The organism is Brevibacillus brevis (genome assembly GCF_031583145.1).
Lineage (GTDB): Bacteria > Bacillota > Bacilli > Brevibacillales > Brevibacillaceae > Brevibacillus > Brevibacillus brevis_E.
The window spans coordinates 2,046,170-2,062,602 of sequence record NZ_CP134050.1 but is presented as its reverse complement, the minus strand read 5'-3'; the positions used below and the strand labels follow the sequence as shown (position 1 = coordinate 2,062,602).

Sequence of the window (16,433 nt, the reverse complement as noted above, 5' to 3'; positions counted from 1 at the left end):
CGTCACTCTGCCTGATTGGTCGAAGCCGGTGTAGTTGTTTCTACGCCCGAGCCTTCCTGTCCTTCACCCGCTGCCTTCAAGCGGCGAAGAATTTCGCCCCACAGCTCGTCTTTGCCCTGGCCTGTCTCCGAGGAGAACACGATAAGGGAATCGTCACCGCGCATCTGCAAGCTCTGACGGATGACCTTCATATGCTGCAGCCAGCGTCCGCGGGCGATTTTATCCCCTTTCGTCGCCACCACGACCGTCGGAATCCCGATCTGCTTGCACCAGTCGTACATGGCGATGTCGTCCTTGCTCGGCGCGTGGCGAATGTCAACCAGCTGGATGACAAAGCGGAGCTCCCTGCGGTTTTTCAGGTAGCTCTCGATCATCTTGCCCCATTGCTCCTTGATGCTCTTCGACACCTTGGCGTAGCCATACCCGGGAAAGTCGACGAAATAGAGCATCTGGTTGACGCGGAAGTAGTTGAGCGTTTGCGTTTTCCCGGGACGGGAGCTGATCCGGGCGAGCCCTTTGCGGTTCATCATTTTGTTGAGCAAGGATGATTTGCCCACGTTGGAACGGCCCACGAGCGCAATCTCGTGCAGGCCGTCCTCCGGGTATTGCTTCGGTCCTACCGCACTGATGACAAATTCGGCTGACGTCACTTTCATCGCTTGTCACCCGTCGGTTGTCTCGTCAGCGCATGACGCAGCACTTCATCCAAATGCTCCACCGGGTAGAAGGTGAGCTCTTCCCGTACGCTTTCCGGTATGTCGTCGATGTCCTTCTCGTTGTCCTTCGGCAAAATAATCGTCGTGAGACCCGCGCGGTGGGCAGACATGCACTTCTCTTTCAGTCCGCCGATCGGCAGGACCCGTCCGCGCAGCGTGATTTCGCCCGTCATCCCGACTTCTTTTTTGACCGGGATCCCCGTGAGCGCGGAAACGAGAGCAGTCGCCATGGTAATCCCGGCCGATGGACCGTCTTTCGGGATGGCTCCCTCCGGCACGTGGATATGGATGTCGTTCTTCTCGTGAAACTCCGGATCGATGCCCCACTCATCCGCACGCGAACGAATGTAGCTGAAGGCCGCTTGCGCCGACTCCTTCATTACATCGCCCAGCTGACCGGTGAGCGTCAGCTTGCCTTTTCCGGCAAAAATGCTGACTTCCACATTGAGCGTGTCGCCCCCGGCCTGTGTCCAAGCCAGGCCCGTGACCGAACCGACCTGGTCTTTCTTTTCCGCCAGGCCGTAACGATAGCGCGGTTTGCCCAGCAGCGTCTCCAGCGTTTTGGCCGTAACCACCACACGCTTTTTCTCGCCGCTGACGATCAGCTTGGCGGCTTTGCGGCAGACGTTGGCCGCTTCCCTGTTCAGATTGCGCACGCCGGCTTCCCGCGTGTACTGGCGAACCAGCTTCAGCATGGCATCTTCGTGCATCTGCAACTTGTCTTTGCCGAGGCCGTGATCTTCCATTTGCTTTGGCAGCAAGTATCCGCGCAGGATATTGAGCTTTTCCAACTCCGTATAGCCGGAAATCGAGATCACTTCCATCCGGTCGAGGAGCGGACGCGGAATGGTGTCGAGCGTGTTGGCCGTCGTAATAAACATGACGTTCGTCAAATCGTACGTCTCTTCTATATAGTGGTCGCTGAACTTGTCATTTTGGTTCGGGTCCAGCACTTCCAGCAAAGCTGACGCGGGGTCCCCACGGAAGTCCGATGCGAGCTTGTCGATCTCATCGAGCAAGAACACCGGATTGATGGTTCCAGCCTGCTTCATCCCCTGAATGATGCGTCCCGGCAAAGCACCTACGTACGTGCGGCGATGTCCGCGGATCTCCGCTTCGTCGCGCACCCCTCCCAGAGAGATCCGCACGAATTCGCGGCCCAGGGCACGCGCGATCGAGCGGGCCAGGGAGGTTTTCCCCACGCCGGGAGGCCCTACGAGACAGAGAATCGGGCCGCGCATGGAGTTGACCAGCTTTTGTACGGCCAAGTACTCCAGCACGCGCTCTTTCGGTTTTTCCAAACCGTAGTGATCTTCGTCCAGCACTTTTTCCGCATGCCCCAAGTCCAGGTTGTCTTCCGTCGTCTTGGTCCATGGCAGTGCCAGCAGAGTATCGACGTACGTGCGGATGACCGAGCCTTCTGCGGAAGTGGACGGCATTTTCTCCAGACGCTCCAGCTCTTTCTCGATCTTGGCTTTGATCCTCTCGGGAGCATCGGACTTCTCCAGCTGTGAACGCAGCTCGTCGACCTCGCCCTGGCGTCCGTCCTTGTCGCCCAGTTCCTTTTGGATCGCCTTCATTTGCTCGCGCAGATAGTATTCCTTCTGCGTGCGCTCCATCTGCTTTTTCACGCGGTTGCTGATTTTGCGCTCCAGCTCCAACACTTCGCGCTCGTTGTTGAGGATCGTCAGCAAAATCTCCAGGCGCTCCTGAATGTTGACTGTCTCGAGAATCTCTTGTTTGTCCTTCATCTTCAAAGGCAAATGGGACGCGATCACATCCGCGAGCCTGCCCGGCTCCTCGATGTCCGTCACCGATGTGAGCGTCTCCGGAGATACCTTTTTCGACAGCTTGATGTACTGCTCGAAATGGCCGAGCACGGATCTCATCAAGGCTTCCACTTCGTTCTCGTCTGCTTTTTCTTCTTGCAAGTATGTAATGGACACGACGAAATAATCTTCCTGTTGAAGATATTCCTCGATCTTCGCCCGCTGCAACCCTTCTACCAAAACGCGGATCGTTCCGTTTGGCAGCTTCAGCATCTGTTTGACGCGCGCAACGGTTCCGATGCTGTAGATCTGGTTCGCATCAGGTTCTTCTATGTGGACTTCTTCCTGCGTTGCCAGCAAGATTTTATTGTCGTCCACCATGGCTTGCTCCAGTGCGCGGATGGATTTTTCCCGTCCAACGTCCAAATGGAGAACCATTGTCGGATACACAAGCAAACCTCGCAACGGGAGAAGCGGTAATTCTCGTTTACCGGAAAACTCGCCCAAGCGGATGCACCTCTCCTTGTTGATCTTCTTTCCCTCTTACATGCAAAAACGGCTGCATTAGCCGTTTTTAAACCCCGCACGGCGCCCGAAAAAGCAAGTTTGGCACGGGCGGGCGGGGCCCCAAGCTTTTTGCAAGCAGAAGCTTTTTACCATTGTAGCGCAAACGGATTGCGATGTCTAATCTGCATGCGCTCCCGAGTGTCACAGGGAAAACGGCGAGGATGCCAGGTCCTCTGCAGGGAGCTGCAAGGTGAAGCCCGTCTCGGTTTCCGCTTGCGCCTCCTCCGGCAACGCCAGCTCGATGACCTGCGCTACTGTCGAGACCGGGATGATTTCGATGCCGCTCATGTCCGCAAAAATGCTCTGCCAGTTTTCTTCCGGAATGAGGACTCGAGTCGCACCGGCCTGTTTCGCTGCTTCCACCTTGGCGACGACTCCTCCCACCGGCTTCACCTTTCCGTGGATGCTCACTTCGCCTGTCATCGCCAGCCGGTTGTCGACAGGAATGCCGCGGATCGCCGAGTAGATCGCGGTCGCAATCGTCACCCCGGCAGAGGGCCCGTCGACAGGAATTCCGCCCGGAAAGTTGATGTGCAGATCGTAGTCGTACGGACGCATGCCCATCCGAGCCAGGACGGTCAGTACATTTTCCACCGAGCCGCGCGCCATGGATTTGCGGCGGATCGTCCGGCTGCGGCTGCCCATCTCTTCTTCCTCCGCCATGCCGGTGATCGCCATTCTCCCTTGGCCCGGTACCGATGCCAAAGAAGCCGTCACTTCCAGCTCCATGACACTGCCCATGTTGGGACCGTAGACAGCGAGGCCGTTTACCAAGCCCACCTGCGGGGTGTCATGCACCTGTTTTTCCGGACGCGGCGATTTTTGGCTGCTGTGCATGACCCACTCCACGTCGGCAGCCAGGATGTTCCGCCGCTCCTCCGTCAGGGCAATGCCAGCCGCGATCTGCAGCGTATTGATCGCTTCCCGGCCATTGGTGGCGTATCGTTCGATTACAGCCACCGCGTCGTCTTCGATCGTCATGTCCATCTTTGGCACAGCCGTGCGGACAATGCTGCCGATCTCCGCATGCTTGAGCGGACGAAAGAAAATCTCCAGACAGCGGGAACGCAAGGCAGCCGGAAGCTCATCAGGCAGTCTCGTCGTCGCTCCGACCAAGCGAAAATCAGCAGGCAGCCCGTACTTGAAAACGTCGTGGATATGCGACGGAATCTGGCTGTTTTCCTCGCTGTAATAGGCGCTCTCCAGCATCACTTTGCGGTCTTCCAGCACCTTCAGCAGCTTGTTCATCTGCACCGGGTGAAGCTCCCCGATCTCGTCGAGAAACAGCATGCCTCCATGCGCTTTCGTGACCGCCCCCGGTTTGGGCTGGGGAATCCCCGCCTGACCAAGCGAACCGGCACCTTGGTAAATGGGATCGTGTACCGAGCCGATCAGCGGATCTGCGATGCCCCTTTCGTCAAAACGCGCAATGGTGGCGTCAATCTCGATGAACTTCGCGTCCGCGGTAAACGGAGACATCTTGTTTTTCTTGGCTTCTTCCAAAACAACCCGGGCCGCAGCGGTTTTGCCCACTCCCGGCGGTCCGTAAATAATCACGTGCTGCGGATTCGGGCCGCACAGCGCCGCTCGCAATGCCCGCAGTCCATCCTCTTGTCCCACGATTTCCTCGAGCTTAGCCGGCCTTGTCTTTTCGGATAAAGGCTCGGTCAGGGCAACCATCCTCATTCTGCGAATCGTATCCAGATCTTTGCGCGATTCCTTTTCCGTCGAAGTCTTGGTGTTCCTCTGCGCTCTCAGCAAATTCCAAAAGTAGGTACCAATTACGATCCCAACGACTACTTCAATGACGGCAATGACCAAAGTCGTATAGTCCATTTGAATCCCTCCCACTATCGCCTGGCAGCTTTTCACCCATATGTAACAGCGTCTCTTGAACTATATCTTGTAGTATTGCCCCGCAACCGTAGACATAAACCATAAACCCGCCGGGCGAAAGAGAGCTTGCCACGTTGCGAAAGCCGTCGACAGATTCGCGGGAAGACCTGCAAAGGAATGCTTGTGACCGTCAGAAAATCTGGAAACGCCATGCCTTTTTGGCAGAGCCGCGGCTCTCCATATACTGGATAGGACAAAAAAACCGCCCCGGCACTCCCGGAACGGCTTTCTTTTTCCAATGCTTATGCAGTTTCGCCGCGTACGTCGCGACCTTCTTTGGTCATGAGCTGCGGCTTCACTTTGTCGCGAACGGTTTCTTCCGTGATGACGCACTTGCTGACATCCTCGCGGGACGGCAGTTCGTACATCATGTCGAGCATGATCTGTTCGATGATGGCGCGAAGACCGCGAGCTCCGGTGTTGCGCTTGATCGCTTCTTTCGCGATTTGCAGCAGAGCCCCCGCATCGAATTCCAGCTCGACTCCATCGAGGCTCAGCAGTTTTTGGTACTGCTTCACGAGGGAGTTTTTCGGCTCGGTCAAAATGCGCACGAGCGTCTCCTCATCCAGCGGCTCCAGCGTAGCCAGAACCGGCAGACGGCCGACGAACTCCGGAATGAGACCGAATTTGAGCAGGTCCTCCGGCAAAATGTACTTCAGGTACTCGCCGGCTTTCAGGTCGCCTTTGACGCCTTCGCTGAAGTCTGCGCCAAATCCGATCACTTTTTTGCCCAGGCGGCGTTTGATGATTTGCTCGACGCCGTCAAAGGCACCGCCGCAAATGAACAGGATGTTCGATGTGTCGATTTGAATGAACTCCTGATGCGGATGCTTGCGGCCTCCCTGCGGCGGCACGCTCGCAACGGTTCCCTCCAAAATTTTCAGGAGAGCCTGCTGCACGCCTTCACCCGAGACGTCGCGAGTGATGGACGGGTTCTCCGACTTGCGCGCCACTTTGTCGATCTCGTCGATGTAGATGATGCCTTTTTCCGCTTTCTCTACGTCGTAATCGGCAGCCTGGATCAGCTTGAGCAGAATGTTTTCCACGTCTTCGCCCACGTAGCCGGCTTCGGTCAAGGAAGTGGCATCTGCGATCGCAAACGGCACATTCAGGATGCGAGCCAGCGTTTGCGCGAGCAAGGTTTTCCCGCTTCCGGTCGGGCCGATCAGCATGATGTTGGATTTTTGCAGCTCGACATCCTCGATCTTGGCCCCGGAGTTGATCCGCTTGTAGTGGTTGTACACCGCCACGGACAGCGATTTTTTCGCCAGGTCCTGACCGATTACATAATCGTCCAGGATCTTGCGGATTTCCACCGGTTTCGGGATCTCCTTCATGTCGATTTCTTCTTCTGTACCCAGCTCTTCCTGTACGATTTCGTTGCACAGTTCGATGCACTCGTCACAAATGTATACACCAGGACCAGCCACCAGCTTGCGCACCTGTTCCTGGGACTTGCCGCAGAAGGAACACTTCAGTTGGCCTTTGTCGTCGTTAAACTTAAACATGCGCTTCACCTCACAACGGGTCAGTTTTTGCGTTCAATAATAGCGTCAATCAATCCATAGGCCTTTGCGTCTTCTGCGCTCATGAAGTTGTCGCGATCCGTATCCGCCTCTACCCGCTCATACGGCTGACCTGTCCGCTCCGACAAGATCTGATTCAGCTGCCGCTTCGTTTTCAGAATCCAGTCCGCGTGGATGCGGATGTCTTCTGCCTGCCCGCGCACACCACCAAGCGGCTGGTGGATCATCACTTCGCTGTTCGGGAGGGCAAAGCGTTTGCCTTTCGCGCCCGCGGCCAGCAGAAAAGCCCCCATGCTCGCGGCCATGCCTACACAAATCGTAGAGACGTCAGGCTTGATGTACTGCATGGTGTCATAAATGGCCATGCCTGCGGTCACGGAGCCGCCGGGAGAGTTTATGTATAACGAGATGTCTTTGTCCGGATCTTCCGCCTGCAAAAACAGCAGTTGGGCGACGACCAGATTGGCGACTTCATCGTCAATCTCGGTACCCAAGAGGATGATCCGATCTTTCAGGAGGCGCGAGTAAATATCATAGGAACGCTCGCCTCTGTTCGTTTGCTCAATGACCATAGGGATCAACATATGTATGCTCCTCCTTTGCCGTTTAGAACCTCTGCCCGAGGAATACGCGGCTATGCTACCTCATCTTGCGGTGAGAAGGACGTGAAAAATATCCAATGGTGGAAAAACAAGGCACGAGCGTATCGTGCCTTGTTATCTCCAATGTCGCCGGCCGAAGGGGCCGCCGGATCAATCATGCGTTCTTCCTAAGCTTATGCACTTACTTTGCTTTCTGCAACCAGGAAATCTACCGTTTTGCGAATTTGCACATCGCGGTACAGGGCAGCCAGTCCATCTTGTGCAGCGAAGATTTTGCGCAGCTCGTCAGCAGGGCGGCCATATACGCCAGCCAGCTTGTCCAGCTCTTCGTTCACATCTTCTTCGGTTGCTTCGATGTTTTCCGCTTTTCCGATCGCTTCGAGCGTCAGGGATGTGCGCACGCGGGAGGTTGCGTCAGCGCGCAGTTGGTCGCGCAGTTGGCTCTCATCCATACCGGAGAACTGGAAGTACAGCTCCAGCGTCATGCCTTGGTATTGGAGGCGTTGGCCAAACTCGTTCACCATTTGGTCCAGCTCGTGCTCGACCATGACTGCAGGCAGATCGATTTCGGCGTTTTCAGCTGCTTTCAGCACCAGCTGTTCGCGCACGTATTGGTCTTTCTCTTGCGCAGCGCGCTCTTCCAGTTTTTTCTTGGTGTCAGCTTTCAGTTCTTCCAGTGTGTCGAATTCGCTCACGTCTTTCGCGAACTCGTCGTCCAGAGCTGGCAGATTTTTGCGTTTCAGGCTGTTCAGCTTCACTTTGAAGAGCGCTTCCTTGCCTGCGAGGTTCGGAGAGTGGTACTCTTCCGGGAATGTTACGGTGATGTCTTTTTCTTCGCCGACGTTCATGCCCACTACTTGCTCTTCGAAGCCTGCGATGAAAGTGCCGGAGCCCAGTTCCAAAGAGTAGTCTTCCGCTTTTCCGCCTTCAAAAGCCTCTCCGTCTTGGAAGCCTTCGAAGTCGATAACAGCCAGGTCGCCGTTTTGGGCAGGTCCTTCTTCTACTGCCACAAGTTCGGCATGGCGCTCTTGCATGCGTTTCAGTTCAGCGTCGAGGCTCTCATCCGTAACAGAGAAATCCTTGTCTTCGATCGTCAGGTTTTTGTAATCGCCGAGCTTCACTTCCGGCTTCACGGTTACAGTCGCCTTGAAGATCAGGTTTTTCCCTTGCTCCATTTGGGTTACATCTACTTCCGGACGGTCTACCGGCTCGATGCCAGCCTCTTTCACAGCTTGTCCGTACGCAGTCGGAAGCAGGATATCGAGTGCATCCTGATACAGAGACTCTACACCGAAACGCGCCTCGAACATCTTGCGCGGAACTTTCCCTTTACGGAATCCAGGAACCTGAACTTTCTTCACCACTTTTTTAAACGCTTGGTCCAATGCCGCGTCTACTTGCGAAGCATCTACTTCAACCGTCAGGACTCCCTGGTTATTCTCTACCTTTTCCCAATTTGCTGCCACGTAAACTTCCCCTCCTAGATTGGATCAAAGAACACCGCCAGCCGCGCATGAAGAGTCTCATGCGGGCTCAGACGATAATATTCTAGCCATTATAACCATTCTAGTATAGCATAAATCTTTCAGTTTTCAACAAGCCCCTCATTCAGCGCCTGAGGGAGTAATTTCCTCCCAGCCCTCTCGCGGGATTGCCGTGATGATCGTAGAACGAGACGGAAACGTGGACGGCGGTCGGTGTAAGACCGGTCTCTTCCAAGATCGCGTAGGTCGGCACGTCATACCCGCGCGGCAACTGCAGGCTGCCCGGATTGAGAAACAGGATGCCGCGCTCCACTCCGCATACCGGTGTATGGGAATGTCCGAATACGACAACGTTGGCCCCCGTCTCTTCCGCCCGGTAGTGGAGGCGAAGCAGCGAGCTTTTGACGCCGTAGAGATGGCCGTGCGTTTGCAGGATGTTCAGATCGCGCCACTTCGTCTGCTGCTCGGTCGGCACGTCCTTCGTCGTATCGCAATTGCCACGGACGAGGGTCATGCGGGAGAAGGGCTCCCGCAGGTGATCGACGCAAAAATCGCCGCAGTGCAGCATTTTATCCACTTGGTGCCTGCCCGCCACCTGCACGACTTCCCTTACAAGACCATGGCTGTCACTCAGGACGAGAATCCCCATTGCCGCTCACTCTCCTGTTTTCTCTTTGAAAAAATCGGGGCGAAGGCTTTATTCTTCCACCTTCATGGTTTCCAGCAGTCTTTTCATGGCGTTTGCCCGGTGGCTCAGCTGGTTTTTCTGCTCCGGCGAGAGCTGGGCCATCATTTTCCCTTCCGCCGGCAAGTAAAACACCGGGTCGTAGCCGAAGCCATTCGTGCCGGCCGGCTCGCGGGCGATCACACCTTCGCATGCTCCTGTCGCAATGACAGGCTCCTTGCCCGGTTCCACGTAGACCAGCGTGCAGCGGAAGCGCGCCGTCCGCTTCTCGTCCGGCACGCCCTCCAGTTCGCCCAGCAGCTTCCGCCAGTTTTCTTCATCGGTCGCATGCTCTCCGGCGTAGCGCGCCGAGTACACGCCGGGACGACCGCCCAACGCGTCGACCTCCAACCCGGAGTCGTCGCCTACCGCCGGCAACCCTAGGTATGTACTGATGGTCACCGCTTTTTTCACGGCGTTGGCTTCGAATGTCTCCCCATCCTCGACCACTTCCGGCACTCCTTCAAAATTGGCCAGGCTGATGCCTTCCCAGCCCAATTCGGAAAAGAGCTTGTTGAACTCCTTCACTTTCCCTTGGTTGCGTGTGGCCAAAACCACCTGTTTGCGCTCAGACATGGCTCTCCTCCGCTACGCTGTCCGCAAAAGTCAGAGGCACATCAGACAGCGCCTGCTTCTGGCTGGCGATGAGCTGCTCGATCCCCGACTTGGCCAGGGCGATCATCGCTTGCAGCTGATCCGCCGAAAACGGTGCGTCTTCGCCCGTTCCCTGCAGCTCGACGAATTTGCCTTTTCCGGTCATGACGACATTCATATCCACGGTCGCGGTGGAATCTTCCTTGTAGTTCAAGTCCAGCATGGTGTCTTCTCCAATGACGCCCACGGATGTGGCTGCAAGGAAGTCATGGAGCGGCAGCTGTTTCCACACACCGCTGTCCACGAGCTTTTGCATCGCATCGACCATGGCGACGAACGCCCCGGTGATGGAGGCCGTTCTCGTTCCGCCATCCGCTTGTATGACGTCGCAATCAATCCAGATCGTCCTCTCGCCCATCGCTTCCAGGTGGACGACGGAGCGCAGAGCGCGTCCGATCAGACGCTGGATTTCCATCGTGCGTCCGCCTACTTTTCCTTTGGACGACTCCCGCGCATTTCGCGTCGCGGTCGCGCGGGGGAGCATGGAGTACTCGGCTGTGATCCATCCCTTTCCGCCGCCACGCATGAAAGGCGGTACCCGATCCTCCAACGTCGCCGTACAAATCACTTTTGTGTCCCCGACTTCGATCAGGCACGATCCTTCCGCGTGTTTAATGTAATTGCGCGTAATGGTTACTGGGCGCAATTGGTCATGGGCACGGCCATCGACTCTCATTCCAAGTTCCTCCTAAATCGCTTTGATACACTCCGATCATTATACCAGAGGCAGGAATTGGTCTGCCACTGATCAAACGCCTGACGGCTATTTGCCTTAATTGCCAATATTCGCAACTGCCCCCATCCAGCGCGCAAAAAAGGATTGCCAAGAAAATTCGATTAGAATATTATCTAATTAGATTTTTGACTAATTAATGGTGGTGGTCCTTTGTGAATGCGTTTCTGGTCTTGCGCAAGCCGAATTTGCGCCGTCTTCTCACGGCAAATTTGTTCAGCGGAATTGGCGACTGGTTCAACAGCGTCGCCGTGCTCAGCCTGCTTATGGAGTTGACCGGCACCGCAATGGCTGTCGGCATCACTCTCGCTCTGCGGACGCTCCCGCACCTGCTGTTCGGCCCGCTCGGAGGGATGCTGGCGGATCGCTGCGACAAGAAAAAGGTCATGGTCGTCTGCGATTTTGCCAGAGCCGCCATAGCGTTGTGCTTCTTGCTTGTCTCCTCCGCGGCCGACACGTGGCTCGTTTACTGCGGAACCTTCTTGCTGGTTGTTTTTTCGTCGCTCTACAATCCTTCCCGCCTGTCCATCCTGCCGCAAATTGTAAAGCGAGACGAACTGGCCGCGGCGAATGCTCTCGATGAAAGCGTCTATGGAGTCGTCATGGCGGTCGGCTCCATGATCGGCGGCATCTTCATCGCGCTGTGGGGAGCAGATGTCGCCTTTGTATTCAATTCGTTGTCGTTCGTGTTGTCGGGCGTGCTCATCTCCCGGCTGACGGTCGGGCTTCCCGAACGAGAAGAACGGGCAGAGACCGTAGCCGCGACCTCCTATCGCGATGTCCTGACCTTCGTCTGGAAGCAGCCGATCGTCCGCCCGATCCTGCTCTTGACCACGCTCTGGCCTATCGGGGGAGGGATCGTCAACGTGCTGATCAGCGTCTATGCGTTTCAAGTGTTCCATGCCGGCGACATGGGTATCGGGCTTTTGTACGGGGCGATCGGCCTCGGTTTCATCGCCGGGGGAATGGCGGCGAGCCGCTTCACAAACCGTCCGTACAAGATCGCTTCGGCGAGCCTTGCGATTGAAGGCTTCGCGCTTTTGCTCACCAGCTTTTCCCCTTCCATTTATGTGACAGCGCTCTTCTACACGTTGTCCACCATCGCTGGAGGAATGGGCAATGCCAGCTTGCGGACATTGCTGATGGAGCATGTGCCGGGACACACGCAAGGACGCGTCTTCGCCCTGGAAGCGACGGTCTCGAACGTCCTGATCGGCTTTTCGATGCTGGCAGGGGGCTGGCTGCTGTCGTTCGCCCCGCCAAGGCTGACAGGCTTTGCCGCCGGGGCTTGCATCACGCTGCTTTCGATCGTATTCGGCCTATCCCTGTGGAGAGCCTCACGTATCGCGCAAACACAAACTACCCGGTTGCTCGCCAAGATCGAGTAGGCTTTCGACCAGCTGGCTCGCCCAACGATTTTTCTTCGGAATCAATCTGCGTTCCGTCGGAAAGAGGCCCATTCTGCAAAATAAAAAACCACGCCCGCATAAGCGAACGTGGCTGACTGTGACGCCGAATCAATACTGCAGAGGATTCAGTTGTACCGGACGGCTGACTGGCTTGGAATAATCCGCATTGGAGAGCGGCTTTCCTTCCACCAGCAGCTGCACTTTCGGGGCGCCTGTGCTCTCGGTCAGCGAGAGTACCAGCGACTCGAGCGCATCCGGACTGGCTTCCTTGCCCTCGTCGTACTTGAGGATGTCGTTGCTCAGGTTGACAGTAAGCAGGTCCTTCTCCTGCTTCACGTCCAGGACACGCGTCGTACGCAGGAGGGAGCTGAACAGCTGCGACCCTTCCTTCGGGCCTTTGATCAGCTCTTCCACGGTGGCCTTCGCGATGTCCGAGGTCGCCGGGATCAGCCTCGTGACGGGAACAAAGTACGTGCGGGTGTCGTCGAGCTGCCCCTGGAAGAAGACGGTCACGGCGCTCGTATTGCCCGGAACGGCTCCGTCGGCCAGCTCCAGATTCACTCCGTGCCCCCGATCCAGCTGGGTGATCGGCGTGCTGCCCGCAGGCATCTCGGTTAGCGGCGTCCCGTTTACCCAGATCTGGACCGTTTTGACGTTGGTAAATTCGGTCAACGCCCGGCTCACCGCGTCGAGAATCCGTTTTTCGTCTTTTTGCTCGTACGTTTTGAACTCCTTGGAAAAGTCGACCGTGGCTACGCCGTTCTTGATGACAATCCCCTTGACTTCGGTGCCTTGCGGGAGCACGGCGGAGAAGCCAGTCGGCAGCATGCTCTCCACCGGACCGCCTTTTACCATGTAGCTCAGCACCTGCTTGGCGACGCCCTCCTCTTTGGGCAGCGTCAGCGATACAGGCACGACGTAGCCGTTTGCATCCTGCAAATAAACCGTGCGCTCGGCGGTGGCCGTTTCGGCTGGCTCTACTTTATCGAGAGCGCCGTCTACGGGCGTCGTTGCATTCGGCAAATCTGCTGCTATCTCGGACTGCGGCGGCGCATCTATGCTGCTGGCTTCCTTTTCCGGGCCAAAGAGACCGCAGCCGGACAGCAGCATGGCGCTGACCCCCAGCACGGCTGTCGCTTGGCCAATGCTTCGAATCTTCATTTCCCAGCCCTCCTCCAGACACTTTGTACTATCATGTATACGAGCAGGGCTTGGGTTTATGCGTTGAATCGAAAGACGGAAGTCGGCTTCGGACGACGCGGTCTTGCGCGATCAGGACTGAAACGATGTTTCGAGGGTGTGCTGCTGCACCCGCACCTCACAGTTCAGCCATTCCTCGGCGATGGAGCGGAAGCGGTCCGCATCGCCGCTCGTCACGAACAAATGCTGTGGCGCCGCGAACGGTGCTGCTGCGGGCGCGTGTTCGCCGGCAGCGATCCGCTGGGCCAGCTCCCGGGCCGTCTCTTCGGCGGAGCTGATCAGCGTGACCTTCTCGCCCATGACCTCCTGGATGAGCGGGGCCAGCAACGGATAGTGCGTGCAGCCGAGGATCAAGGTGTCGAGCTCCTGGCTCACCAGCGGCGCGAGCGTATCACGCACGACCCGGCGCGCCTCCTCGGAATCGGCCATATGATTTTCCACCAGCGGCACGAACGCCGGGCAGGCAAGACCCGACACCGTGAGATTGGGCTGCACGCGAAGCAACTCGCGCTCATACGCTTTGGTACGGATGGTCATCTCTGTCCCGATGACCCCGACATGCCCGGTTCTGGTCGCGGCGACGGCGGCGCGGGCGCCCGGCTCGATGACCCCGATAACCGGGAGCGGCAAGTACGCCTTTGCCTCCTCCAGGACGACAGCCGTCGCGGTGTTGCACGCGATGACCAGCGCCTTCAGCGGCGTATTCTTTACAAAATCGATCATCTGGAAACTGTACTCGCGAATTTCTTCCGGCGATTTGGAGCCGTACGGACAACGTGCATTGTCTCCTACATAGATGATTCGCTCTTCGGGCAGCTGACGCATCACTTCCTTGGCTACGGTCAATCCTCCCACTCCTGAATCAATGACGGCTATCGCTCGCTCTCTACTCATGCAATTGTGTCTCCCCTGTTGTGATGAATATAGTACAGCATACCACTCTGACATGTGTGCTACTACCATATGCGGTGTTTAAATTTCTTGTACTCCGCAAATGACGCACCTTCTCTGGGCTCTCCTCATACGTTGTGGATGAGAAACGCCCAAGGTAGGAGGAATCACATTGGAAGAGCAAACCAGACAACTCTTGGATTGGAGCCAGTGGGGACGCCAGTGGATCGAGCATCTGCGAAGCCGCAAAAAGCTGAACCGGGAGCTGGAGAGACATCTGCACAAATTCGAGGAGACGTTTACCCAGCTCGGGCGCAACGCAGGCCGTCTGAAGCCCGAGGAGCAGAAGGAACAGCTGCCAGTCCTAATTGCCCGCGCGGAGGAAGTTCAGGAGCAGTTTCACCGTTTTTTGCGGCTCGTGCAGGCAACTGAACAGGATACATTCGAAGCTGTCGCCACTTTGGCTGCCTATCCTCCATCACGCCAGCCCGTGCCGGTAGCCCGTTCGCTGTCTCCGGGTCGCCATACGCTTCCGCCGCTGCCGTACGATTACAACGCGCTGGAGCCGTACATCGACGCGGACACCATGCGCATCCACCACGACAAGCTCCACCAAAAATACGTGGATGATCTGAATACAGCCGAGCTGAAGCTGGCGGAAGCGAGGACCAACGGCAATTTCGAGCTGATCCGCCACTGGGAACGGGAGCTGGCGTTCAATGGAGCCGGACATTATTTGCACACCCTCTTCTGGCCGACCATGACGCCCAACGGCGGAGGCGAGCCCAGCGGCGAACTCCTTGAGGCCATCAGACGCTACTTCGGCTCGTACAACGCATTTCGCGAGCAATTTTCCTATGCAGCCAAGAAGGTGGAGGGGCCGGGCTGGGCGATCCTCGTCTGGTCCCCGCGTGCCCAGCATCTGGAGATTTTGACCGCCGAGAAGCATCAGAATCTGTCGCAATGGGATGTAGTTCCCCTGCTTCCGCTCGATGTCTGGGAGCATTCGTACTTCCTTTCCTACCAAAACGAACGCGACAAATACGTCGACGCCTGGTGGAACGTGGTCAACTGGCCATACGTCGAGGAGCGATTCGCTCAGGCCCGCAAATTGCGCTGGCAGCCGTACTGATCTGCCCGCTATCGAAAAAGGCTTCTTCCCCTGCCGAGCACAGTAGGGAAGAAGCCGTCTTGTCGTATTGGGATTTGCTTTAGACGGAATTACTCGGCACCGAGGCGAAGCTGTCCCGCGATCGTGATGTGAGCCGCACCCCCGACGCGAATAACCGGATGGGCCCCCGTCGTCTCCACGGTCACATGCAGGGTCCCGGGACGGCCGATCGCATGGCCTTGCCCGATCACCAGCTGATGAACCTCTCCTTTCGCAAGCATCCCTTCCAGCGCTAGATAGCCGGACAAGGCTCCGTTGGCCGCACCCGTCACCGGATCTTCGGGTATCCCGATCGCCGGCGCGAAATCGCGGGTGTACAGGTCATAGCCTGCCGGCGCATCCCACGTAAACAGGTGAGTGGTCGTGATGCCGTGCTTTCGGTTCAACGCCGCCAGCTCGGATGAAAGCGGCACCGCCCGGTCGATAGCGTCGCGCGTCCGGACCGGCACCAGCAGATGCACCCCTCCCGTGGAAGCCAGCTTCATGGGGTAGCGATCATCCATATCCTCCGCGCGAATCCCCACGAGCCTTGCGACTTCTTCCGGGTCCACCCCGATCTCTCGAACCGAAGGAGCAATCTGTGTCATCGTCACGTTGCGAAGTTGGCCATCCACGCTGTCCAGTTCGACCGGTATCAGCCCGACATTCGTCTCGAACACGATCGGCCTCCCTTTTTCCAGCCACCCTCGCTCAGTGGCAAGCAGCCAGGTCGATCCTACCGTGGCATGCCCGCAAAAGTCGATTTCCGTAGCGGGCGTAAAATAGCGGATCCGAAAGTCCGCGTCAGGGCGATCGCTCTCCATCAGAAAAGCGGATTCAGGCAGATTCAGCTCATTGGCAATTCGCTGCATTTGCGGTACAGTCAAAGTGCCGGCATCTGGGACCACTCCCGCCGGATTGCCCGCAAAGGGGGCATTCGTAAAGGCATCGACGTGATATACGCTGACAAGTTTCATCTTTCTCTCTCCCTTTGATCGATTTTCTACTTGTCATTCATGATAAATCCGGTACTCCAACCTGTAAATTGAAGGCTTTACATGCCTGACATGATGGTTTTTTCATGTTTCACTGAAAAGCTTCGGAGCAGCGAT

The 16,433-nt window shown here is 56.8% G+C and carries 14 protein-coding genes; 2 read left to right on the top strand and 12 right to left on the bottom strand.

Features of this window, described 5'->3' with window-relative positions:
- Positions 1 to 2: 2 nt before the first annotated feature.
- The 9 genes from yihA to rph all read right to left on the bottom strand — a co-directional run bounded on the left by yihA (position 3) and on the right by rph (position 10,614).
- Complete coding sequence (gene yihA / locus RGB73_RS10240) at positions 3 to 656, bottom strand: ribosome biogenesis GTP-binding protein YihA/YsxC (protein WP_310771545.1); 654 nt, start codon at positions 654 to 656, stop codon at positions 3 to 5.
- Positions 653 to 2,992 carry an endopeptidase La gene (gene lon, locus RGB73_RS10235; protein ID WP_310771543.1) on the bottom strand — a complete coding sequence of 780 codons (2,340 nt, stop codon included), beginning with the start codon at positions 2,990 to 2,992 and terminating at the stop codon, positions 653 to 655. The genes yihA and lon overlap by 4 nt, the downstream gene beginning before the upstream one ends.
- 201 nt (positions 2,993 to 3,193) lie before the next feature.
- Positions 3,194 to 4,888, bottom strand: coding sequence for an ATP-dependent protease LonB (lonB, locus tag RGB73_RS10230; protein ID WP_310771541.1), 1,695 nt, complete (start codon positions 4,886 to 4,888; stop codon positions 3,194 to 3,196).
- Between the two features lie 302 nt (positions 4,889 to 5,190).
- Entirely contained in the window at positions 5,191 to 6,456 is a 1,266-nt protein-coding gene (gene clpX, locus RGB73_RS10225; RefSeq protein ID WP_310771539.1) for an ATP-dependent protease ATP-binding subunit ClpX, read from the bottom strand.
- 20 nt (positions 6,457 to 6,476) lie between these two features.
- Positions 6,477 to 7,058 carry an ATP-dependent Clp endopeptidase proteolytic subunit ClpP gene (gene clpP / locus RGB73_RS10220; protein WP_310771537.1) on the bottom strand — a complete coding sequence of 194 codons (582 nt, stop codon included), beginning with the start codon at positions 7,056 to 7,058 and terminating at the stop codon, positions 6,477 to 6,479.
- Between the two features lie 191 nt (positions 7,059 to 7,249).
- Positions 7,250 to 8,542, bottom strand: a complete 1,293-nt coding sequence (gene tig / locus RGB73_RS10215) for a trigger factor (RefSeq protein ID WP_310771535.1) — start codon at positions 8,540 to 8,542, stop codon at positions 7,250 to 7,252.
- Positions 8,543 to 8,684: 142 nt separating this feature from the next.
- Positions 8,685 to 9,209: a YfcE family phosphodiesterase gene (locus tag RGB73_RS10210; RefSeq protein WP_310771533.1), complete on the bottom strand. Its 525-nt coding sequence runs from the start codon at positions 9,207 to 9,209 to the stop codon at positions 8,685 to 8,687.
- A gap of 48 nt (positions 9,210 to 9,257) precedes the next feature.
- Positions 9,258 to 9,860 carry an XTP/dITP diphosphatase gene (locus RGB73_RS10205; RefSeq protein WP_310771531.1) on the bottom strand — a complete coding sequence of 201 codons (603 nt, stop codon included), beginning with the start codon at positions 9,858 to 9,860 and terminating at the stop codon, positions 9,258 to 9,260.
- Positions 9,853 to 10,614, bottom strand: a complete 762-nt coding sequence (rph, locus tag RGB73_RS10200; RefSeq protein ID WP_310771530.1) for a ribonuclease PH — start codon at positions 10,612 to 10,614, stop codon at positions 9,853 to 9,855. The genes RGB73_RS10205 and rph overlap by 8 nt, the downstream gene beginning before the upstream one ends.
- 212 nt (positions 10,615 to 10,826) lie before the next feature.
- On the opposite strand from rph, the gene RGB73_RS10195 reads away from it, so the two are divergent.
- Entirely contained in the window at positions 10,827 to 12,059 is a 1,233-nt protein-coding gene (locus RGB73_RS10195; protein WP_310771528.1) for an MFS transporter, read from the top strand.
- A 129-nt stretch (positions 12,060 to 12,188) separates the two neighbouring features.
- Here the strand turns inward: RGB73_RS10195 and RGB73_RS10190 are convergent, their stop codons facing one another.
- The gene (locus RGB73_RS10190) at positions 12,189 to 13,241 is read right to left on the bottom strand and encodes a GerMN domain-containing protein (RefSeq protein ID WP_310771526.1); all 1,053 of its coding nucleotides are present in this window, start codon (positions 13,239 to 13,241) and stop codon (positions 12,189 to 12,191) included.
- A 111-nt stretch (positions 13,242 to 13,352) separates the two neighbouring features.
- Entirely contained in the window at positions 13,353 to 14,174 is an 822-nt protein-coding gene (gene racE, locus RGB73_RS10185) for a glutamate racemase (RefSeq protein WP_310771524.1), read from the bottom strand.
- Positions 14,175 to 14,343: 169 nt separating this feature from the next.
- Between racE and RGB73_RS10180 the strand changes: the two genes are divergently transcribed.
- On the top strand, positions 14,344 to 15,303 hold the full coding sequence (locus RGB73_RS10180) for a superoxide dismutase (protein ID WP_310771522.1): 960 nt from the start codon (positions 14,344 to 14,346) through the stop codon (positions 15,301 to 15,303).
- 89 nt (positions 15,304 to 15,392) lie between these two features.
- Here the strand turns inward: RGB73_RS10180 and RGB73_RS10175 are convergent, their stop codons facing one another.
- Positions 15,393 to 16,298 carry a PhzF family phenazine biosynthesis protein gene (locus tag RGB73_RS10175; protein WP_310771520.1) on the bottom strand — a complete coding sequence of 302 codons (906 nt, stop codon included), beginning with the start codon at positions 16,296 to 16,298 and terminating at the stop codon, positions 15,393 to 15,395.
- Positions 16,299 to 16,433: the final 135 nt, after the last annotated feature.

What these genes read in the sequence shown, in the direction of transcription:
- lonB (WP_310771541.1), bottom strand. Translation starts at nt 4,888, where the DNA reads ATGGACTATACGACTTTGGTCATTGCCGTCATTGAAGTAGTCGTTGGG.
- clpX (WP_310771539.1), bottom strand. Translation starts at nt 6,456, where the DNA reads ATGTTTAAGTTTAACGACGACAAAGGCCAACTGAAGTGTTCCTTCTGC.
- RGB73_RS10190 (WP_310771526.1), bottom strand. Translation starts at nt 13,241, where the DNA reads ATGAAGATTCGAAGCATTGGCCAAGCGACAGCCGTGCTGGGGGTCAGC.
- yihA (WP_310771545.1), bottom strand. Translation starts at nt 656, where the DNA reads ATGAAAGTGACGTCAGCCGAATTTGTCATCAGTGCGGTAGGACCGAAG.
- RGB73_RS10210 (WP_310771533.1), bottom strand. Translation starts at nt 9,209, where the DNA reads ATGGGGATTCTCGTCCTGAGTGACAGCCATGGTCTTGTAAGGGAAGTC.
- clpP (WP_310771537.1), bottom strand. Translation starts at nt 7,058, where the DNA reads ATGTTGATCCCTATGGTCATTGAGCAAACGAACAGAGGCGAGCGTTCC.
- RGB73_RS10175 (WP_310771520.1), bottom strand. Translation starts at nt 16,298, where the DNA reads ATGAAACTTGTCAGCGTATATCACGTCGATGCCTTTACGAATGCCCCC.
- rph (WP_310771530.1), bottom strand. Translation starts at nt 10,614, where the DNA reads ATGAGAGTCGATGGCCGTGCCCATGACCAATTGCGCCCAGTAACCATT.
- RGB73_RS10205 (WP_310771531.1), bottom strand. Translation starts at nt 9,860, where the DNA reads ATGTCTGAGCGCAAACAGGTGGTTTTGGCCACACGCAACCAAGGGAAA.
- racE (WP_310771524.1), bottom strand. Translation starts at nt 14,174, where the DNA reads ATGAGTAGAGAGCGAGCGATAGCCGTCATTGATTCAGGAGTGGGAGGA.